The 18,610-nt window shown below is 33.5% G+C and carries 14 protein-coding genes; 6 read left to right on the top strand and 8 right to left on the bottom strand.

The genetic code is table 11. The features are described from left to right. Window positions 1-4: 4 nt before the first annotated feature. The 4 genes from ACKI42_RS08465 to ACKI42_RS08480 form a co-directional block, all read right to left on the bottom strand. Window positions 5-2,932: a SusC/RagA family TonB-linked outer membrane protein gene (locus ACKI42_RS08465; protein WP_407404404.1), complete on the bottom strand. Its 2,928-nt coding sequence runs from the start codon at window positions 2,930-2,932 to the stop codon at window positions 5-7. A gap of 440 nt (window positions 2,933-3,372) precedes the next feature. Beyond that, window positions 3,373-5,133 (bottom strand): arginine--tRNA ligase, encoded by a 1,761-nt coding sequence (argS, locus tag ACKI42_RS08470; RefSeq protein ID WP_407404406.1) that lies wholly within the window; start codon window positions 5,131-5,133, stop codon window positions 3,373-3,375. Window positions 5,134-5,213: 80 nt separating this feature from the next. Beyond that, window positions 5,214-6,875: a SusD/RagB family nutrient-binding outer membrane lipoprotein gene (locus ACKI42_RS08475; RefSeq protein ID WP_407404408.1), complete on the bottom strand. Its 1,662-nt coding sequence runs from the start codon at window positions 6,873-6,875 to the stop codon at window positions 5,214-5,216. A gap of 11 nt (window positions 6,876-6,886) precedes the next feature. Next, window positions 6,887-9,853, bottom strand: a complete 2,967-nt coding sequence (locus ACKI42_RS08480) for a SusC/RagA family TonB-linked outer membrane protein (protein WP_407404410.1) — start codon at window positions 9,851-9,853, stop codon at window positions 6,887-6,889. A 132-nt stretch (window positions 9,854-9,985) separates the two neighbouring features. Here ACKI42_RS08480 and ACKI42_RS08485 point away from each other — a divergent pair, with 132 nt between their 5' ends. Next, window positions 9,986-10,570, top strand: a complete 585-nt coding sequence (locus ACKI42_RS08485) for a ribonuclease HII (protein ID WP_407404412.1) — start codon at window positions 9,986-9,988, stop codon at window positions 10,568-10,570. A gap of 111 nt (window positions 10,571-10,681) precedes the next feature. Here the strand turns inward: ACKI42_RS08485 and yidC are convergent, their stop codons facing one another. The 3 genes from yidC to ACKI42_RS08500 all read right to left on the bottom strand — a co-directional run bounded on the left by yidC (window position 10,682) and on the right by ACKI42_RS08500 (window position 14,978). Then, complete coding sequence (gene yidC, locus ACKI42_RS08490) at window positions 10,682-12,469, bottom strand: membrane protein insertase YidC (protein ID WP_407404414.1); 1,788 nt, start codon at window positions 12,467-12,469, stop codon at window positions 10,682-10,684. Window positions 12,470-12,662: 193 nt separating this feature from the next. Continuing rightward, a complete protein-coding gene (locus tag ACKI42_RS08495) occupies window positions 12,663-14,270 on the bottom strand; it encodes a CTP synthase (protein ID WP_407404416.1) in 1,608 nt (535 codons plus the stop codon). A gap of 141 nt (window positions 14,271-14,411) precedes the next feature. Beyond that, window positions 14,412-14,978, bottom strand: coding sequence for a YceI family protein (locus ACKI42_RS08500; protein WP_407404418.1), 567 nt, complete (start codon window positions 14,976-14,978; stop codon window positions 14,412-14,414). 106 nt (window positions 14,979-15,084) lie between these two features. On the opposite strand from ACKI42_RS08500, the gene radA reads away from it, so the two are divergent. The 5 genes from radA to ACKI42_RS08525 all read left to right on the top strand — a co-directional run bounded on the left by radA (window position 15,085) and on the right by ACKI42_RS08525 (window position 18,100). Beyond that, entirely contained in the window at window positions 15,085-16,434 is a 1,350-nt protein-coding gene (gene radA / locus ACKI42_RS08505) for a DNA repair protein RadA (protein ID WP_407404420.1), read from the top strand. 340 nt (window positions 16,435-16,774) lie between these two features. Beyond that, a complete protein-coding gene (locus ACKI42_RS08510; protein WP_407404422.1) occupies window positions 16,775-16,912 on the top strand; it encodes a hypothetical protein in 138 nt (45 codons plus the stop codon). 182 nt (window positions 16,913-17,094) lie between these two features. Continuing rightward, entirely contained in the window at window positions 17,095-17,217 is a 123-nt protein-coding gene (locus ACKI42_RS08515; RefSeq protein ID WP_407404501.1) for a hypothetical protein, read from the top strand. Between the two features lie 5 nt (window positions 17,218-17,222). Next, window positions 17,223-17,522, top strand: coding sequence for a hypothetical protein (locus ACKI42_RS08520; protein WP_407404503.1), 300 nt, complete (start codon window positions 17,223-17,225; stop codon window positions 17,520-17,522). After that, a complete protein-coding gene (locus ACKI42_RS08525) occupies window positions 17,519-18,100 on the top strand; it encodes an ACP phosphodiesterase (protein WP_407404424.1) in 582 nt (193 codons plus the stop codon). Before ACKI42_RS08520 ends, ACKI42_RS08525 begins: the two co-directional genes overlap by 4 nt. Here the strand turns inward: ACKI42_RS08525 and ACKI42_RS08530 are convergent, their stop codons facing one another. Then, on the bottom strand, window positions 18,101-18,607 hold the full coding sequence (locus tag ACKI42_RS08530; RefSeq protein ID WP_407404426.1) for a DUF6702 family protein: 507 nt from the start codon (window positions 18,605-18,607) through the stop codon (window positions 18,101-18,103). It abuts the gene before it with no gap. Between the last annotated feature and the right edge of the window lie 3 nt (window positions 18,608-18,610).

Here is an 18,610-nt window from a genome sequence, read left to right on the forward strand (position 1 = left end):
TTAATTAAAATTTAAAGTTTAAGTTAACACCATACATTCTTGTAGAAGGTAATGATCCACCCTCTAGTCCTTGTAAGTTTCCAGACCCATAAGATGTATTTTCAGGATCTACACCTTTAAAATCTAAATTCCACGCAAATAAGTTTCTAGCAAATGCCGATATTCTAAAGCCTTGCAATACGCCACCTAACGCATCTTTTGGAAAATCATAAGATAAAGTAACATCTCTCAACTTAATATAGCTTGCATCAAAAATGTTTTGTGCATCTACTGTATTGTAATATGTACCCCCCCAAGTTGGTGCATCTAGTAAAATATCATTTGGAGACCCATTTTCTTTAACTCCTGCCAAAACTACTCCTGCTTCTCTATTGCCTCCTAAAGCCGACTCTTCAAGCATTCCGGAATACATTCCCCACATATGGGTTGTAGAAAAGTATTTACCACCTTGTTGTACATCGATCAAGAAAGATAGCCCAACGCTTTTATATTTAAATGAATTTCTGAATCCCATATTATATTCAGGCAAAATAGAACCTAAAGGTTTTATAGCGGATGCTTTATAAAAGCCATTGGCATCAACAACTTTATTTCCATTACCATCATACACAAAATCCGTTCCTAAAATCTGACCATAAGCGTATCCCACCTGAGCAGATAATTGCGCTCTAAATGGTGCATTAGTTAGGATGTAATTTTCTAAACTACCTTGTAACTCTACTAGTTTATTTTTATTTCTTGTGAAATTCCAAGTTATATCCCAAGAAAAATCACTTGTTCTTACAGGAGAAATATTCACCATAGCTTCAATACCTTTATTGGTCATTTCTCCAGCATTGATTCTTTTAAAACCAAATCCGTTAGCAGGATCAATAGGTAAAGGAATAATTAAATCATTTGTCTTCACATCATAATAAGTCACATCGAAACCAAATCTATTTTTAAAGAATTGAGCTTCTATACCTATTTCTTTAGTTGTTTTCATTTCTGGTAAAATATTAGGCTCACCTTTTGTTGCAGGCATAGAATACATTGGAGAACCCCAGAAAGGTGTATCTATTGATGAAAAGGTTCCTCTGATATATGGATCGGCAGAGTAACCCGCAATTTTCGACCATCCTGCTCTTATCTTACCAAAAGATAGCCAATCTGCTTTCAATGCTTGTGAGAACACGAAACTACCTGTAACTGATGGGTAGAATTGATCGTTATTAATCATAGAAAACCAATCATTTCTACCTGTTCCCTCTATAAATAATATGTTCTTGTAACCTAATGAAACAGAAGCAAATAAACTTTTCACACCTGTATGGTAAGAAGCATTAGATGCTTTTGCAGACTCTCTACTGTTAGCTAAATTGTATAAGTTTGGGATTATAATCCCTCCAACAGAATTTCCACTAAGGGCATCCCATTTTCTGTTCATGATATTAAAACCTGCAAAGGTATTCAGGTTGAAATCACCATAATTATCGTTGTAGTGAATTCTCCCTTCGTAATTAAATTCTGAATTATTTCTTTTTTGTAAATTATACTCAGACAAGGCAGCAGACCCCACGGCAACTCTTGATTCTATATTTTGTGAATATACGTCACCGTATACTTTACCAGATACATATACTTTTTTAGAAAAATTATAAGTCAATCCAGCATTACCAAAAAAACGGTTTCTTAAATCTGCTGACGTATTTTCATATATTGTCCAATATGGATTGTCTGAAAAGTTTGGAGTTCCATCATTCCATGCAGTTCTATTCCAAGACCTTTGCATTCCATTCGCTAATTTATAGTTTTTAAGTTCCGAGAAATCCAATTGTCTTTGCCCCCATTGGTAAAACTTTTGTGCTACAGAATTATCTCCATATCCTTGCTCTGGTCTATTGAAGCCTTCTGTTCTTACATAATTAAATACCCCTTCAGCCTTCAAACGATCAGACAAAGTAGAACTAATATTCATACTTAGGTTATCCTTTTTTATTTCTGAGGTAGGTACAATTCCGTTTATTCTTGTGTTGGTATAGGATAATCTTACATTGGTGTTTTCAAATGCTTTCGAAACAGAGAAGTTATTGGTGTAGGTTGTACCCATCCTGAAAAAATCATCCACATCTTTTTTAGGAGCTACCCATTGCTTTAATTTCATGTATTCATTAGAATACTCAGGATCAAAGGAGTCCCAACCTAAATAATATAAATTAGGATCATATTTTGGTCCCCAACTTTCGTCAGTTCCAAAATCTGCAATATTTGTGATTTGCCCATTGATATTTGCTGTAGGTAAAGAAGATTCTAGTCCTCCACCATACATATTTTGCAATTTGGGTCTTATGTAGATTGATTCAAATGATACACCTGTATTAAATTGAATTTCAGTTCTTCCTTTTTTAGCTGATTTTGTGGTATATACGATAGCACCATTTCCAGCTCTAGATCCGTACAAAGCAGCTGCTGGACCTCCTTTTAATACAGTTACTGTTTCGATATCATCTGGGTTGATATCAAAAGTTGCGTCACCATAATCTCTTCCTCCAGCTCCTCTTTGAGTATCAACACTATTGACATTAGAATTGTCTAAAGGAACACCATCCACAATAATTAAGGGTCTATTTTCTCCCGTAACAGAACTTATCCCTCTCATCGTTATTCTTGTAGACCCTCCCATAGAACTAGGTGCAGTTACTTGAACTCCAGCAACATTACCAGAAAGAGCACTTACTGCATTGGTTTGTCCTGCGTCGGAAAGCATATCACCTTTAATTTCTTGTGATGCGTACCCCAATGCTTTCTTTTCTCTTTTGATACCTAAAGCAGTTACAACAACTTCTTCTATATTTTGTGTTTTCACACTATCTGTCTTTTTTTCTTGAGCATTTGCTACAGCCAAGGAGGAAGATAGTACCAAGGCTAACACCCCTATCGTTAATTTCTTCATAATTAATTTAATTTTTGGTAACGGTAAAGTTCTAAAACTTTTCGAATAAAACGACAAAAACTTAAAAAAATTATAAAATTAATTACATATGGTACATATTATTGAATTTTTAAAAATCAAGAATTAATAATATAAATGCAATATAACATGTTAAAATTTGTTAAAAATAACAAGAACGTATTATTAATATTAAATAGATTGTTAAAATTTTATAATAAAAAAAGTTAAAATAATTTTAAAATAACTTTATAATCAATTGAAATATTAGTGAAATTGAGTGAATTTGTGCCATAAATTTTGAATATCAACTCATCATTGGTGTTAAATTGTATGGGTCAACTGTTAATCTTTGATTGAAATAAAATTCAATCACCATGTAAATGAAATAATGTAATCACATAAAAAACCCTCATGAATTATTCAAGAGGGTTCCTATTGATTTACATTCTGTTTACCGTTCCTATGCCAAGTAATCGTAATGATTTTTTGATTGTTTTCGCCGTGAGATCTGATAAATCTAGACGAATTTGTTTTACATTTTCATCTTCTAGAATCATAATAGGATTATTTTGATAAAATGAATTATACGCTTTCACCAAATCATATAGATAGTTTGCCACTAATGCTGGACTCAAACTTTCTGCAGCCTTCTGGACAATGGTTTTATAGTTCCCCAAATGCACAATAAGTTCTTTTTCAAATTGATTGAGTGGCACCTCAGAAATCTCCTTTTGTGCATACTCTGCTTTAGCTAATAAAGATTGGATACGCGCATAAGTATACTGAATAAATGGACCTGTATTTCCATTAAAATCTATACTTTCTGCAGGATTGAATAGCATTTTTTTCTTTGGATCTACTTTCAACATAAAATACTTCAATGCGCCCAAACCTACCTTTTCATAAGATGTTTCCTTGTCATCATCAGAAAGATGCTCTAATTTACCTAATTCTTGAGATTTCGATTTTGCTGTAGCATACATCTCCTGCATCAAATCATCTGCATCTACCACGGTACCTTCACGAGATTTCATTTTTCCCTCAGGCAATTCTACCATTCCGTAAGATAAGTGATAAAGGTGGTTTGCCCATTCGTATCCTAATTTACCTAAAATTTTAAATAAAACTTGGAAGTGGTAATCTTGCTCGTTTCCTACGGTATAAATTAGTTTTTGAAGATTATTTTCTTTAAAACGTTGTACTGCTGTTCCCAAATCTTGAGTCATATATACAGAAGTTCCGTCAGATCTTAATAATAATTTTTGATCTAAACCCTCATCTGTAAGATCACACCATACAGATCCGTCCTCCTTTTGAAATAAAACACCTTTAGCAATACCTTCTTGTATCAAATCTTTACCAAGAATATAGGTATTACTTTCGTATTGAACTTGATCAAACTTTACTCCAAGTCTACTATAAGTTTCGTTGAATCCTTTGTATACCCAAGTATTCATTTCTTCCCAAAGTTTTCTTACTTTTTCGTCTCCATTTTCCCAGTCCAAAAGCATTTGTTGAGCTTCCTTGATAAGTGGAGCCTCTTTCTTTGCTTCGTCCTCTGTAAGACCTTTTGCCATAAGTTCAGCAATTTCTTTTTTATAGTTTTTATCAAACTCTACATAGAAATTACCTACAAATTTGTCCCCTTTTATGCCTGTTGATTCTGGAGTTTCACCTTTACCAAATTTTTCCCAAGCTAACATAGATTTACAAATATGTATCCCTCTGTCATTGATAATCTGTGACTTTATCACATCATATCCTGCTTCTTCAAGAATTTGAGAAACTGAAAAACCTAAAAGGTTGTTTCTAATGTGTCCCAAATGCAAAGGTTTATTGGTATTAGGTGAAGAATATTCTACCATCACCGTAGAATTTTTCTTGTCAATTACAGAAAATTCACTCGTAATCGCCTTAAATTGATTAACAAAGAATTGGTTTTTAACCTTAATATTCAGAAATCCTTTTACCACATTAAAGCTCTCTACAAGCTCAGATTGTACTGCCAAAGATTCTCCTAGTTCTAGACCAATACTTTCAGGGTTTTTCTTCAATTGCTTTACCAAAGGAAAAGTCACAATAGTAAAATCTCCCTCAAATTCAGTTTTATTTTCCTGAATTTCTAGTTTTATATCTTTTAGCTGAAATACACTAAGAATCACTTCAGCAAGTTTTTCTTCTATGATATTTTTAATATTCATTATCTTAATTTGAATTGCAAATATACGGAAATAAAAAACCGCCCGAGGGCGGTGAAAACATATTAAATTTGATTTAAATATTAGTTTTGGTTCCAGAATGGTGTTGTAGCATTCTTTGTAAAAGCTTGCGGGATTGTTACATTCGGTACATTACTTGAGTTACCAGTATATTCAGATGATGGATAGATTAATCTATATGGCTTGTTAGTAGCAGATGCATTTTCAGCAACTGGAATTGCTGGATAACCTGTTTTTAGGAAGTTGATATATGTTTCAACTTGTCTCAAGTTAGGCAATGAAGCAAATCTTTGGTATTGGATAGCTGCAATTTTATTTGGCGCACCAGCCCATCCTGCAGTAGTACCATTAATACCATTAAGATACTGGGACGCTTGTGCCGCTGTTAGACCATAGAAAGTAAATGAGTCATTTACTGCTTCTTGATATAATGCTTGATTACTGAAAGTAAAAATTGTAGGATACAAAGTAGCAGCTTCAGCCAACAATAGCTTATTTTCTGCACCTAAAGCTAAATATCCATCCATTGAGGCACCTTTATTTGCAATTATAGATCCAGAATTAGTATCTCCTTGACGGACCATACTATAAGCATTTGATGTGTTATAGCTTGTAGGAGAAGTTGTATTACTTCCAATAAATTTCCATCCAATAACAGAAGCTTGCGTCCACTCACTACCTGTAAGTTTTGGAGCACCTTGCTTCAAACCACGGATAGTACTTACAGCTTGCATAGCGTCACTACTAGAAGATAAAGATCTAAACATTACTGTACCTCTTAAATCTCCAGTACCTGTACCATACATAGTTCCGTTTGCGGAACTTGCGTAATAATCTGCAGCTTTATAAAGTCTCCAACCGTTAGTATTTACAGAACTACCTTGATAGTTTACTACACCATAGTTTGTAAACATTGGGTTTGGAGTAGATGAGTTTTGGTTACTATATCCAGGGTTGATGGTTACATCACCTGTAAAGAAATCATTTTGGTTGCCAGTAGCAAGAGTTTTCAATTGTGCATCTACAAAAGTTCTAACATCAGCATCAGTGACTTTAGATTGTCTTAGTAGAATCTTAAGTTTCACATTTTTAGCAAACAATTTCCATTTGTCAACGTCACCTCCAAAGATCACATCTTCTTGTGCCGTCACAATATTATCACCATTGATTCCAGCAGCTTTTGTTGCATCGATATCAGCGATTGCTTTGTTAATTTCTAATACCAATTCTCTATAAACGGCAGAATCATCATCATATTTCGGAGTAAGATTATTTTGTCCTTGAAATGCCTCTGAATATGGAACATCACCATAAAAATCTACAACGTATTGCATCGTATATGCCTTTAGGATTCTAGCTATTGCAGAATGAAGAGGTAATTTTGCACCACCATTAATAATTCCTTGCAAATTATTAGCTGCAATATAACTGCTAGTCCAAATACCTGTACTAAATGTGTTTGAAATATCAAGAGAATATTCCCTTGTTATAGGATTACCAAAATAAAAGTTATTACCTGCCCAAGTATTCGTCCAAACATTAGATAATGAATTCATAGTACCAGCTTGTGCAGTGAAAACCAAATTTTGTGAAGCCGTTAAAGTTTGTCTAGGTGAAATAGATGAAGGATCTACATTATTTGGTGATATATTATCATCCATCTCTCGACACGATGTAACGAAAGTTGCTAGAGCAATTGATGAGTATAAGAATATTTTTTTCATTGTTTTACTTATTAAAAATTAGCATTAATACTAAAACCGTAAGATTTGATTGAAGGATATTGTCCAACTGTAGCATAACCTTGTGCATTTCCAGTAGTGTATGCAGATTCTGGATCTACAAAGTTTTTGTTAGAATTAGAATATTTCACAAATGGATTTCTTGCATGTACTCCAATCGTTAAGCTATTGATTCCTGTATTATCCAACATCTCTGAATTTAATGTATAAGAAATTGCAACTTCTCTAATTTTAAAATATGATGCAGAAACTACTTGGTTTGATCCTACTGTACCAAATTGATTTTGGTAGTAGTATTCAACTCCATCATACAGTTGATTCCCTGTCCCTCCTGCATATTGGTAGAATACATTATCATTAGAAACATATTGTCCATCAGACAAATATGAAGAATTAGGCATTATAAATCCACCTTCTCTATCGAAATTACCACTATCAGGTAAAGTACCATTAAACGCCATATTTTGAAGTATCTCCGTAGTAATTTTACCTCCAATTCTCCAATCTGCTGTAGCTGAAAGTCTAAAACCTTTGTAGTTTACACTGGTATTGAATCCCCATTGGTATTTAGGATTCACAGTTCCTAAGTTTTGTAGTGTTGTTGTTACAGACGGTCTACCGTTAGAAGCATCTACAATGATTCTACCTTGGTTATCACGCACAAAGTCTGTACCCATTAGTTGTAATCCTTTCAAACCTTTTACAGCATAGATCCCAACTAAACTAGTACCTCCAATAGATACTCTATCAGTATCTGGAGCAACTTCTAATACTTCCATTTGGTAAGTAGAGAAGTTGGCACCAATATCCCATCTGAAATCTTGAGTTTTGATAGGGGTTACTGTAATATCAGCATCAATACCTCTATTTCTTAGCTTACCAATATTCGTTAATAAACTAGAAATACCTGATGTAGTTGATGTTGTTCTATTAGTAATCATATCAGTAGTATCATCTTGATATACTGATCCATTAAACAAAATTCTGTTTTTAAATAATCCAAAAGATAAACCAGCTTCTTTCTTTGAAACTTTTTCAGGTCTAATATTTTGATCTGTTTGTGCTGTTGGGACTAGGAAACTAAGTCCTCCAGACGGCGTAAAGGGAAATCCTGCTCCAAGGTTCATATAATTTCTTACACTATATTGACTTACTGAAGTAGCATTTGCTGTGCCACTGATGTTACCATATAATTTTAAATAGCTTAAAGTTTTGCTTTCAAAATCAAAAGCCTTAGTAGGAATAAAACTAACTCCAACAGATGGGAAGAAATAACTTCTTTTACCTTCGGGAAGCACTGAGTTCCACTCGTTTCTTGCAGTAGCTGTTAAAAATAAATAATCTTTAAATCCTAAATCTAAGTTAGCGAAAACAGCTTGAGAGTTGTAAGAACCTCTAGTATTATCTAAGTTATATGGATTGGTAGGATTTGCTAGGTTCCAAATTTGGTATAGGTTAGGGATTATTAAACCAGATCCACCTGCAGAAGTTGTATTGTGACTAAAGTTTTGGAAGTTGTGTCCAAGATTTAACTTCATGTTCAAATCATCGGTAAGTTCATAGTTAAAATTAACTAATAAATCTCCATAATATTTAGTTTGACTTGCATTAGATTGTGCATAAGAAGAAGTAACCGCTGCTGCATCTGTAATCAGAGTACTAGACCAACCATCATTCCATTGGTTACCAAAAGAACCAGCATAGTTTAGGTTTGATCTATACAAAACATCTATATTTTTGTTTACTTTATATCCTGCAGAACCTATAATATTTAATCTATCGGTAGTAGTATTAATTCTAACATGTTTTTGCGTCCAATATGGATTTTGATAAAAAATGTTCCAAGCATAAGCTGCATCTGGATAGCCTTTATAAGCAGAAATTGGAACATCTACTGAGGATTGTAATAAATCTTCATATAAAACACTATCAGTTGTATTACTTGTTTGACGTGTGTAATTAACAATAGCATCAAAATTCCATTTACCAAATTTAGTACCAGCCTTTAAGAATGCAGAAAGCCTCTTCACTTTATCATCCGGGACTACAAATTCTCTTTGCATATGATCCAATGACATTAGTAAGTAGCTGTTTTCATCACCCACATTTGCAGTGATTCCGTTTTGTATAACCGTACCAACATTGAAAAAATCTTTTACATTATTTTTTCCATAAGGTGCATACTTAGATTGAATCATGGCACCATCATCAGGTGTTGCAGCATCATCATTTGGATTGACGTCAATATGTCCATCACCACTATAATCGTATAATGGAACACCATAACCAACATTTTGGCCACCTAAAGCTCCAGCAAATGGTGCTCCCCACGAACCATTTTCTACATTAATTTTTCCTAGGTACCAACCTTGCCCGTAATTTTTTTGTCTATCTGGTACGTTGAGTACTGATTCAAAATCGAAAGATCCATTATAAGTAACTTTCATTCTTCCCTTCGCTCCTTTTTTTGTCGTCACCAATACGACACCATTTACCCCATCAGAACCATATAAGGCAGCTGCTTGTGAACCTTTTAATATGTTCATAGACTCAATTAATTCAGGAGCCAACTGCTGAAGAGCTTCCGCCGAAGAAATCACATTGTCTATAACAACTAATGCATTGTTATTACCCGTAAGAGATCTCATACCTCGAATTTGTATTTTAGGTGTACCTGTAACACTGCTATTGGTATTAGAGATACTTACCCCAGAAACCTTTCCTTGTAGTGAAAAAACAGCACTTGGATTGGATGCTGCAGTCAATTGTTCATTGCTTATAACTTGTACAGCAGCAGTTTGAGCATTCGCTTTTTTTGTAATTCCTAATGCTCCAGTAATAATAACTTCCCCAATACTTTGTTCTCTTAGGATGGTATCTTTTTTCTTCTCCTGGGCATTTACTAATCCAAAAGATGAAGCGACAACAACTAAAAGAACACTTGTAGTTAACTTCTTCATAATTAATATTATTTTTACGGCGCAAAGTTCTGAAACTTTTTAACAAAAATGCGTAATATTGTTAATAATTTGCTAAAATACTGTTAATAAACAGATTATGCACTAAATTAGACACTCGTAAATAATAATTTTATGGAATTGATAAAAAAATGGTCCAATTATAATATTGAAGCTGGTTGTGACGAGGTAGGAAGAGGATGCTTATGTGGTCCCGTTGTCGCTGCAGCAGTTATTCTAGATGAGGATTTTAACCAGAATTTAGTTAATGATTCGAAAAAACTAACATTTAGAACAAGGATGGATTTGGATAGTTATATTAAAGATAATGTGAAAGAATATGCTATCGCAGAATTACCTCCGAGTTTCATAGATGAACATAATATCCTGAATGCAAGCATCTATGCAATGCATAATGCTCTAGACAAATTGACAACCAGACCAGATTTAATCCTCGTAGATGGTAACAAATTTCATGATTATTTGATGATTCCTCATGAGTGTATTATAAAAGGAGATTCTAAAGTTTTATCAATTGCAGCAGCTTCTATTCTAGCAAAAAATTATAGAGACCAATTAATGATACAACTTCATGATGAATTTCCAAATTATGGATGGAATACTAACTTTGGTTATGCTACAAAAAAACATCAAATGGCCCTTAAAGAATTTGGACCCACGACTCATCACAGACAGTCTTTCAGACTAATATATGATTAAATTCAATTTACATATATTACAATACCTCTGATTGAAATTTGGAAGGAATCTAATTAAAAATAAGAATATAAAAAAAGAGAAGCAAAAGCCTCTCTTTTTTAGTGCGTAAGATTATTTTTTCTTACCATTTTGTTGCTGCTGCTCTTGTGCTTTCTCCATCATTTCTCTCATCTTCTTCTGGAATTTGCCTTCAGACTTTGGCTTTTCTTTGTTTGCCTGTATCTGTGCATGTATTTTCTTCTCATCTAATATCAAATACTTAATCACCAAAATGATAATTATGTTAATAGCATTGGAGACGAAATAGTACCAAGATAATCCTGATGCAGATGTGTTAAGGAAGAACAAGAATGTAATTGGGAAAATATACATGATTACCTTCATATTCGGCATTCCCTCTTGCTGAGGCTGCTGCATATTTCCAGAAGTCATCACCGTATAGATAAGGATTACAATAGTACAGGCAATAGCAAACACACTTAAATGTTCTCCCAAAAATGGAATATTAAATGGTAATTTAATAAGATCATCATAAGCGGTAAGATCTTTTGCAAACCAAAACCCTTGTCCTCTTAGATCAATAAAGTTCGGGAAAAATCTAAACAATGCGTAGAAAATAGGAATTTGTACCAATGCTGGTAAACATCCAGCCATTTGGTTTACACCGGCTTTTCTGTAAATTTCCATAGTAGCTTGTTGCTTTTTCATAGGATCTGCATCCTTATATTTTGCATTTGCCTCGTCAATTTCCGGACGTATCACTTTCATCATTGCACTCAACTTATGTTGCTTGTACATAATTGGTGATAAGATTAACTTAACAATAATAGTCATCAAGAAAATTACCCAACCTGCTGTGATTCCCCAAGACGCAATTAAATTATACATTGGCATAAAGAACCCACGGTTCATCCATCCAATAAATGACCAACCTAAAGGTAAAATCTCATCGAAATTCTTATCATAAGATTTCAATAATGGTAAATCTAATGGCATAAAATACCATGTAAAGTCTTGATTTAACTCACTACCCGCCATTTGTACCTGACCTTGGTAATTTAGTTTTTTCAAGAATTCACCTTCTTCAATAGTATCTTGATTTCCCGTGCTTTGCGTAAAACCATTTTTAGCTTCAATTACAGAAGAGAAAAATTGTTGTTTTACTCCAATCCAATTTAGGGTTTCCTTGGTTTCATCCATATCTGTGCTCCCATCATAATCATAATCTTTATAGTTATTAAAGGCGTAAGAAAATTCTGAATGCGACATTTCCTGAGCCCTACCTTTCTCTAAATTTCTAACACTATAATCCCAAATGAATATAGCATTTTTATCTGAGGTCACTGAAGCCAAACCTTGAGATTGTACTTTGAAATCTACTGTATATTTGTCTAATAAAGTATAGATAAATTGAATAGTAGCTCCGTTATAATTTGCGGTAAGCGTTACTGCATTACCAGAAACTGAAGGTGCAAAAACTAAATCTTTCGTGTTTACAAATTTCCCTGATTTATCTTTAAACTGAAATCCGTAATTAGAATTATTTTTATTCACTAAATACAAAGGTAGATCTGCTTTATCAGTTTTATGATCATAAGCTTTGTAATTGAGAAGCTCAACTTTAGAAACCTGCCCACCCAGACTAGAAAATTCTAGCTTTAGCTCCTTGTTACCCAACTGAACTGTCTGTAGTTGGTCTGTAGTAACATTTGGGTTAATGTTGCTAGCAGATGTAGGGCTTATCTCTTTATTTACCTGTTCAGTCTTTTGTTTTTCGGCAATTATTGTTGCCTCTTCTTGCTGTTTATTCTGGAAATAAAACATAAATCCGAAGAGTACTACGCATAAAACCGCAAAACTAATAATCTGACTTTTATCGAGTCCTTTGTTTTGTTGCATCTTTATTTTAATTAATTAATGATTCAAGATATTTACATAATATAAAATTCTATACTATGCATAAAAATTTGAGGTGACAAAAATACTGATTTTTTTATCAAAACCTTCTCTTTTACTTATTTACTATATAATAAACTCAGGTAGAAAAAGATCAACCTGAGTTTATTATAACGTTTTGTTATACGCTTATACCTTATCTCTTTTCGCAAGCTTTCACAAAAGCTTTGAATAGTGGATGAGGTGTTGCTACTGTACTTTTATACTCTGGGTGATATTGTACTCCAACATAGAAAGGGTGATCTACCATCTCCAAAGCTTCTACCAAACCAGTCTCAGGGTTGGTCCCTGTTGCTAGGAAACCATTCTTTTCGAAATCTTGTAGATACTCACTATTAAATTCGTAACGGTGACGGTGTCTTTCTGAGATATTTTTGTTACCATAGATTTCAGCTAATCTAGAACTGCTTTTCAATGCACACTTCCACGCACCAAGACGCATTGTGCCTCCTTTATCTACTACATCTTTTTGCTCTTCCATCAATGAGATTACTGGATATTCTGTATTTCCATCAAATTCCATAGAATTTGCTTTTGCACAACCCAACACATTTCTAGCAAATTCTATAGTCATAATTTGCATTCCTAAACAAATTCCTAACATCGGAATTTTGTTTTCTCTTGCAAACGTAGCCGTTAAAATTTTTCCTTCGATACCTCTATCTCCAAAACCTGGTGCTACTAAGACTCCATCAACTCCAGCCAATGTTTCAGCAACATTTTCTGCAGTGATATCTCCACTGTACACCCATCTTACTTTCACTTCGGTTTCCAAATCTGCACCTGCATGTTTGAAAGCTTCTGCAATAGAAATATAAGAATCTTGTAGAGAAATATATTTTCCTACCAATGCAATTTCTACTGTTCTTTTTGGATTTTTGAACTTATTAAGGAAGATGTTCCAATCTTTTAGATCTGCTACTTTATCACTTTTCAGATCCAATCCTTTCATTACTACGTCATCAAAATTTTGTTTTTGTAAGTAAATAGGAACTTCATAGATAGTATCTAAATCTTTACATTCTATCACATTATCTAAAGAAACATTACAGAATTGAGCTAGTTTTGCTCTTTGTTCTTTCGGGATTTCATGCTCAGTTCTACATACTAACACATCTGCCATGATTCCGCTTTCCATCAGTTGTCTTACAGAATGCTGAGAAGGTTTTGTCTTCAACTCACCGCTAGATGCCAAATAAGGCAACAAAGTAAGATGTATAACCATAGAATTTTTCTCTCCCAATTCCCATTTCAGCTGACGTACTGTTTCTATATAAGGTAAAGATTCTATATCTCCCACAGTTCCTCCGATCTCAGTAATGATAATATCGTAGTCCTGCTTAGAGAGCATTTTTATTCTTCGCTTAATTTCGTTGGTGATATGTGGAATTACCTGAACGGTTTTTCCTAAAAAGTCTCCTTTTCTTTCTTTATCTATTACTGTTTGGTAAATTTTACCCGTAGTAACGTTATTATTCTGTGAAGTTGGAGCATCCAAATAACGCTCATAATGACCTAAATCTAGATCTGTTTCAGCGCCATCTTCTGTTACATAACATTCTCCATGTTCATAAGGATTTAATGTTCCTGGGTCAATATTGATATAGGGGTCTAGTTTTTGAATAGTCACGCTAAAACCACGTGCTTTTAACAAAAGTCCCAAAGAAGCAGAAACGATTCCTTTTCCCAAAGACGAAGTTACACCTCCTGTCACAAAGATGTACTTGGTATTCTTTTTACTCATTAGATTAGGTTTGTGCAAAGTTAGGGGAAAATTAAAAGCGAGGCAATTTATTTCTGAAAAATAAAAATGGTTTCCTACAATTACTTTAGGAAACCATTTTTTAATATTAATTTTATAAGAATATCTAACGTTGGAAATTATCTATTTCTGTAGTTCAAAATACAAAGCAACTTCTACATCTTTAGCCAATGCAGCAGCAGTTGGGTCATATTTTACATTATACTCTAAACGATTTACCGTAAATTTAGTTTGGAAACCTACTACTTCTTTACCTTGTTGGTTTTTCGTTACTCCTCCGAAAGTTACAGGAACACTAATGTTTTTAGTAACATCTTTTATTGTCAACGCACCTTTCAAAACATAAGTTCCGTTTTTAGCTTTCTTTAAAGTTGCACCTTCAAACTTCATTGTTCCGAATTTCTCCGCATCAAAAAAGTCTGCACTTTTCAAGTGATTGTCTCTCATTTCTACACCCGTATTGATAGAAGCAATATCTACTGTAAAATTGAATTTTGCATTATCCAAATTTTGCCCTGGAGCCTCCACAGTCCCATCGAATTTATCAAATCTACCTTGCACAAAGCTAATGCCCATGTGTTTGATATTAAAATTAACAGATGAATGCATAGGATCTACTTTCCAAGTAGATTGTGCAAAAGTGATGATGCTCATAAAAGCAAGTGCGAAACTTAAGAATATTTTTTTCATTGTTCTAATATTTAAGAATACAAATATAGCTGTACTTATTTTTTCTCACATTGATCTATGGTAAGAGTTAAAAAAAATTAAACAAGAAATTTCATAATTTTACATCATGGCAAAAGTAAAAACAGCATATATCTGTCAGAATTGTGGTTCTCAGTACCCACAATGGACTGGGCAATGTAAAAATTGTGGAGAATGGAATACTATGGTAGAAGAAATTGTAGAAAAAACTTCTCCTAAAAGCTTACCTGGTAGCAAAACCAAACAAAATGTAATCAACATTATTGAGGTTGAAGCAGTAGAAGAACCTAGAATAAAAACACCATCCGAAGAATTGAATAGAGTTTTGGGAGGTGGTATTGTTTTGGGCTCTGTAACACTGATCGGTGGAGAACCCGGAATTGGCAAATCTACTTTACTTCTTCAATTGGCTTTGAAAATGAAAAAGAAGATATTTTATGTTTCTGGAGAAGAAAGTGCCTCACAGATTAAGATGCGTGCAGACCGTTTGGCTGATGTAAAAAACCCAAATTGCTTTCTTTATACGGAAACCAATTTGGAAAAAATACTACATGAAGCCAAAAAATTAGAACCCGACTTTATTATTATTGATTCTATTCAAACATTGCAATCTCAACTGATAGAAAGTTCTCCTGGAACAGTTTCTCAGATTAGAGAATGTTCTAATGAAATTATTAAATACGCTAAAGAAAACAATGTACCTGTATTTTTGGTGGGTCACATTACCAAAGATGGACAAATTGCGGGACCGAAGGTTCTAGAACATATGGTAGATGTAGTTTTGAATTTCGATGGTGATAGAAATCATTTGTTTAGACTTTTGCGAGCAAATAAAAACCGTTTTGGTTCTACTTCTGAAATCGGAATCTATGAAATGGTTTCACAAGGTTTAAAAGAAATAAAAAACCCATCTGAAATACTCATTACCAAAAAATCCGAAGAATTATCGGGAAATTCTGTGGCGGTAACTTTAGAAGGAAATCGTCCCATGTTATTAGAAATCCAAGCATTGGTAAGTACAGCCGTATATGGTACGCCACAAAGAAGTTGCACAGGTTTTGATTCTAAAAGACTCAATATGCTATTGGCAGTTTTAGAAAAAAGAGCAGGTTTTCAGTTGGGCGCAAAAGATGTTTTCTTGAATATTACTGGCGGAATAAAAACAGATGATCCGGCTCTAGACCTCGCTGTCATTGCTTCTATACTTTCATCTAATGAGGATATTGCCATCTCAGATCACTATTGTTTCGCAGGTGAGATTGGACTAAGCGGCGAAATACGTCCTATAGCACAAGTAGAACAAAGAATCACCGAAGCCGAAAAATTGGGCTATGAAAAAATATTTATATCCAACCTCAACAAGCTTCCAAAACGGAAATTTGGCATTAGTATACAAGAAGTAAGTAAGGTGGAAGACTTCCACGAAAGATTATTTTAAAATTTATGTTAAATTTCTTTTATTATTGATAATTATTTAATATTATTGCAATATAAATAAGGAAAAATAAGTCATTGCTACTTATTAAAGTACAAATCCGTTTTTAAAGAGTGGACCGTGCATCTTATTCATATTATGGAAATTTATCATTAAGATAAAATGTTTGAAAAAAAATAATTTGTGTACTTCATTATCGGGCTAACCCTCACCAATAGTAAAAAGATTCTAAAAACACCATCATAGAAAACTCATTTTTATACAATTAGCCCTAATTTTTAGTAATTTCCAAAACTCTGAATAGTACTATTCAGGGTTTTTATTTTACTAATAAACATAATAGATGACGATAAAAGAATATTACAATCAGCTCGTAAAAAACTATGATGAAAATAGGTTCGACAATTCTTACGGGAAATATGTAGGTACACAAGAGCGAAAATTTTTACAAAATTTCTTTCAAAACAAACTACTATACTAGATTTTAGATTTGGGCTGTGGCACAGGAAGACTACCCAATTTTGTTACTCATGGGGCAGATTTCAATACAGAAATGCTAGAAATTGCTAAGAATAAACATCCGTCTAAAAATCTAAAATTAGGCAAATTTCAAAAATACCTTTCGAGAATTTATTTGATTGTATTTTTAGTTTTCATGTCATTATTCATCAAACCAAACAAGAGACCATTCAGTTTTTGGATGAATGTTATCTTAAATTGGAAGACAATGGATATCTTATTTTCGATTATCCTTACTCTACTCTACAAGTCTACAAGCTGGACTAAAAATAATAGAAAGAAATCCGCATGCTATGGTAATCTACAATGAGTACGAAAGATTTTCGCCTTTAAGCTCACATTGTACGGTAGCTTTTGAATATAAAGATTGTCAGCTTCAAAAAGGATATCCTTTTCCAATTCAGATTGATTGTATTGTCATGGATGAAAGTATGCGTGTAGAAATTATTTCAAACGAAAAATTAAAAGAGAAAAAAATTAGTTTTACGTATACCGAAACCCAAAATAGAGTTGATGTAAGCACTTCTGATGAAGAAAAAACTTTGTCTAAAAATTTCTATCTTCGTACATGAACTTTTTAGCACATTCTTATCTAAGTTTTTCTGACGGACAAATTGTTGGGCAGTTTTTGGAAGATTTTATCAAAAACAAAGATCGCTACTCTTTCCCACGAGAGATGCAAAATGGCATTACTCTACATCGCGCCATAGACACCTATACAGATTCTCATCCCGCGATTTCGGAGGCAAAAAAAGTTTTTAGTCCGTTGGTAAGATTATACGCAGGTGCTTTTGTAGATGTTTCTATGGATTATTTTCTTGCCAACGACCACTTTATTAACACAGCTGAAAATTGGAAAAAACATTCCCAACGAGTTTATCGTGTATTGAATGAAAACGAACAATATCTATCTGAAAATTTCAAGAAGATGTTGAAAAAAATGGAAAAAGAAGATTGGTTATATAATTATAGAGAAGATTGGGGAATAGAATTCAGTATAAAAAACGTGTTGCACAAGGCAAAATATTTGGATAAAGATATTCCAGTATTTCTAGCTTTTTTAGATAACAAAGATCGATTGCAGGAGTGCTACGACCAGTTTTTCCCAGACTTGCTTGCACATATAAAGTGGGTGAATGAGAAATTTTAATCAAAATTGCTGAAACATATACCGATTGGGGTACGTTAACTTATCGCTTTTTCTATTGCCATTAATGATGATATGAACAATATTTATTTGATCATCAAAGTAATTATACAAAAAACTCACGGCCACTTCTACTTTTTTAGGTTTAGCAACAGGCTCGGATTCCAAAAATATATTTACAGCTTCTGCATCTTCCTCAAAGCCTATATAATTAATTTTCAAAAATTGATTATTAGATTTTAGTTTAAAATAATCTGCACAATAGGTTTCTAAGGCTTCAGCAAGCTGCGTTTTGTACTTTTTATCATTAAAGTGGAGCGGTTTTTTGTATTTCGCACTCAAACTATTTTCCAAATCATCCAAAAAAAATCGTCCTGCAATCTCAAAGGTTTTAGATTTTTCGTTATAATTTATCTCTACCGACCCTACATGATAGGGATGGACTTCTGATGAAAATGAGAAGAGAAAGAGTAAGGAAACAAACCAACATAAAAACCTTCTGCTGTACATGAA

Origin of the sequence: Chryseobacterium sp. (assembly GCF_045629545.1) — a bacterium.
GTDB lineage: Bacteria > Bacteroidota > Bacteroidia > Flavobacteriales > Weeksellaceae > Chryseobacterium.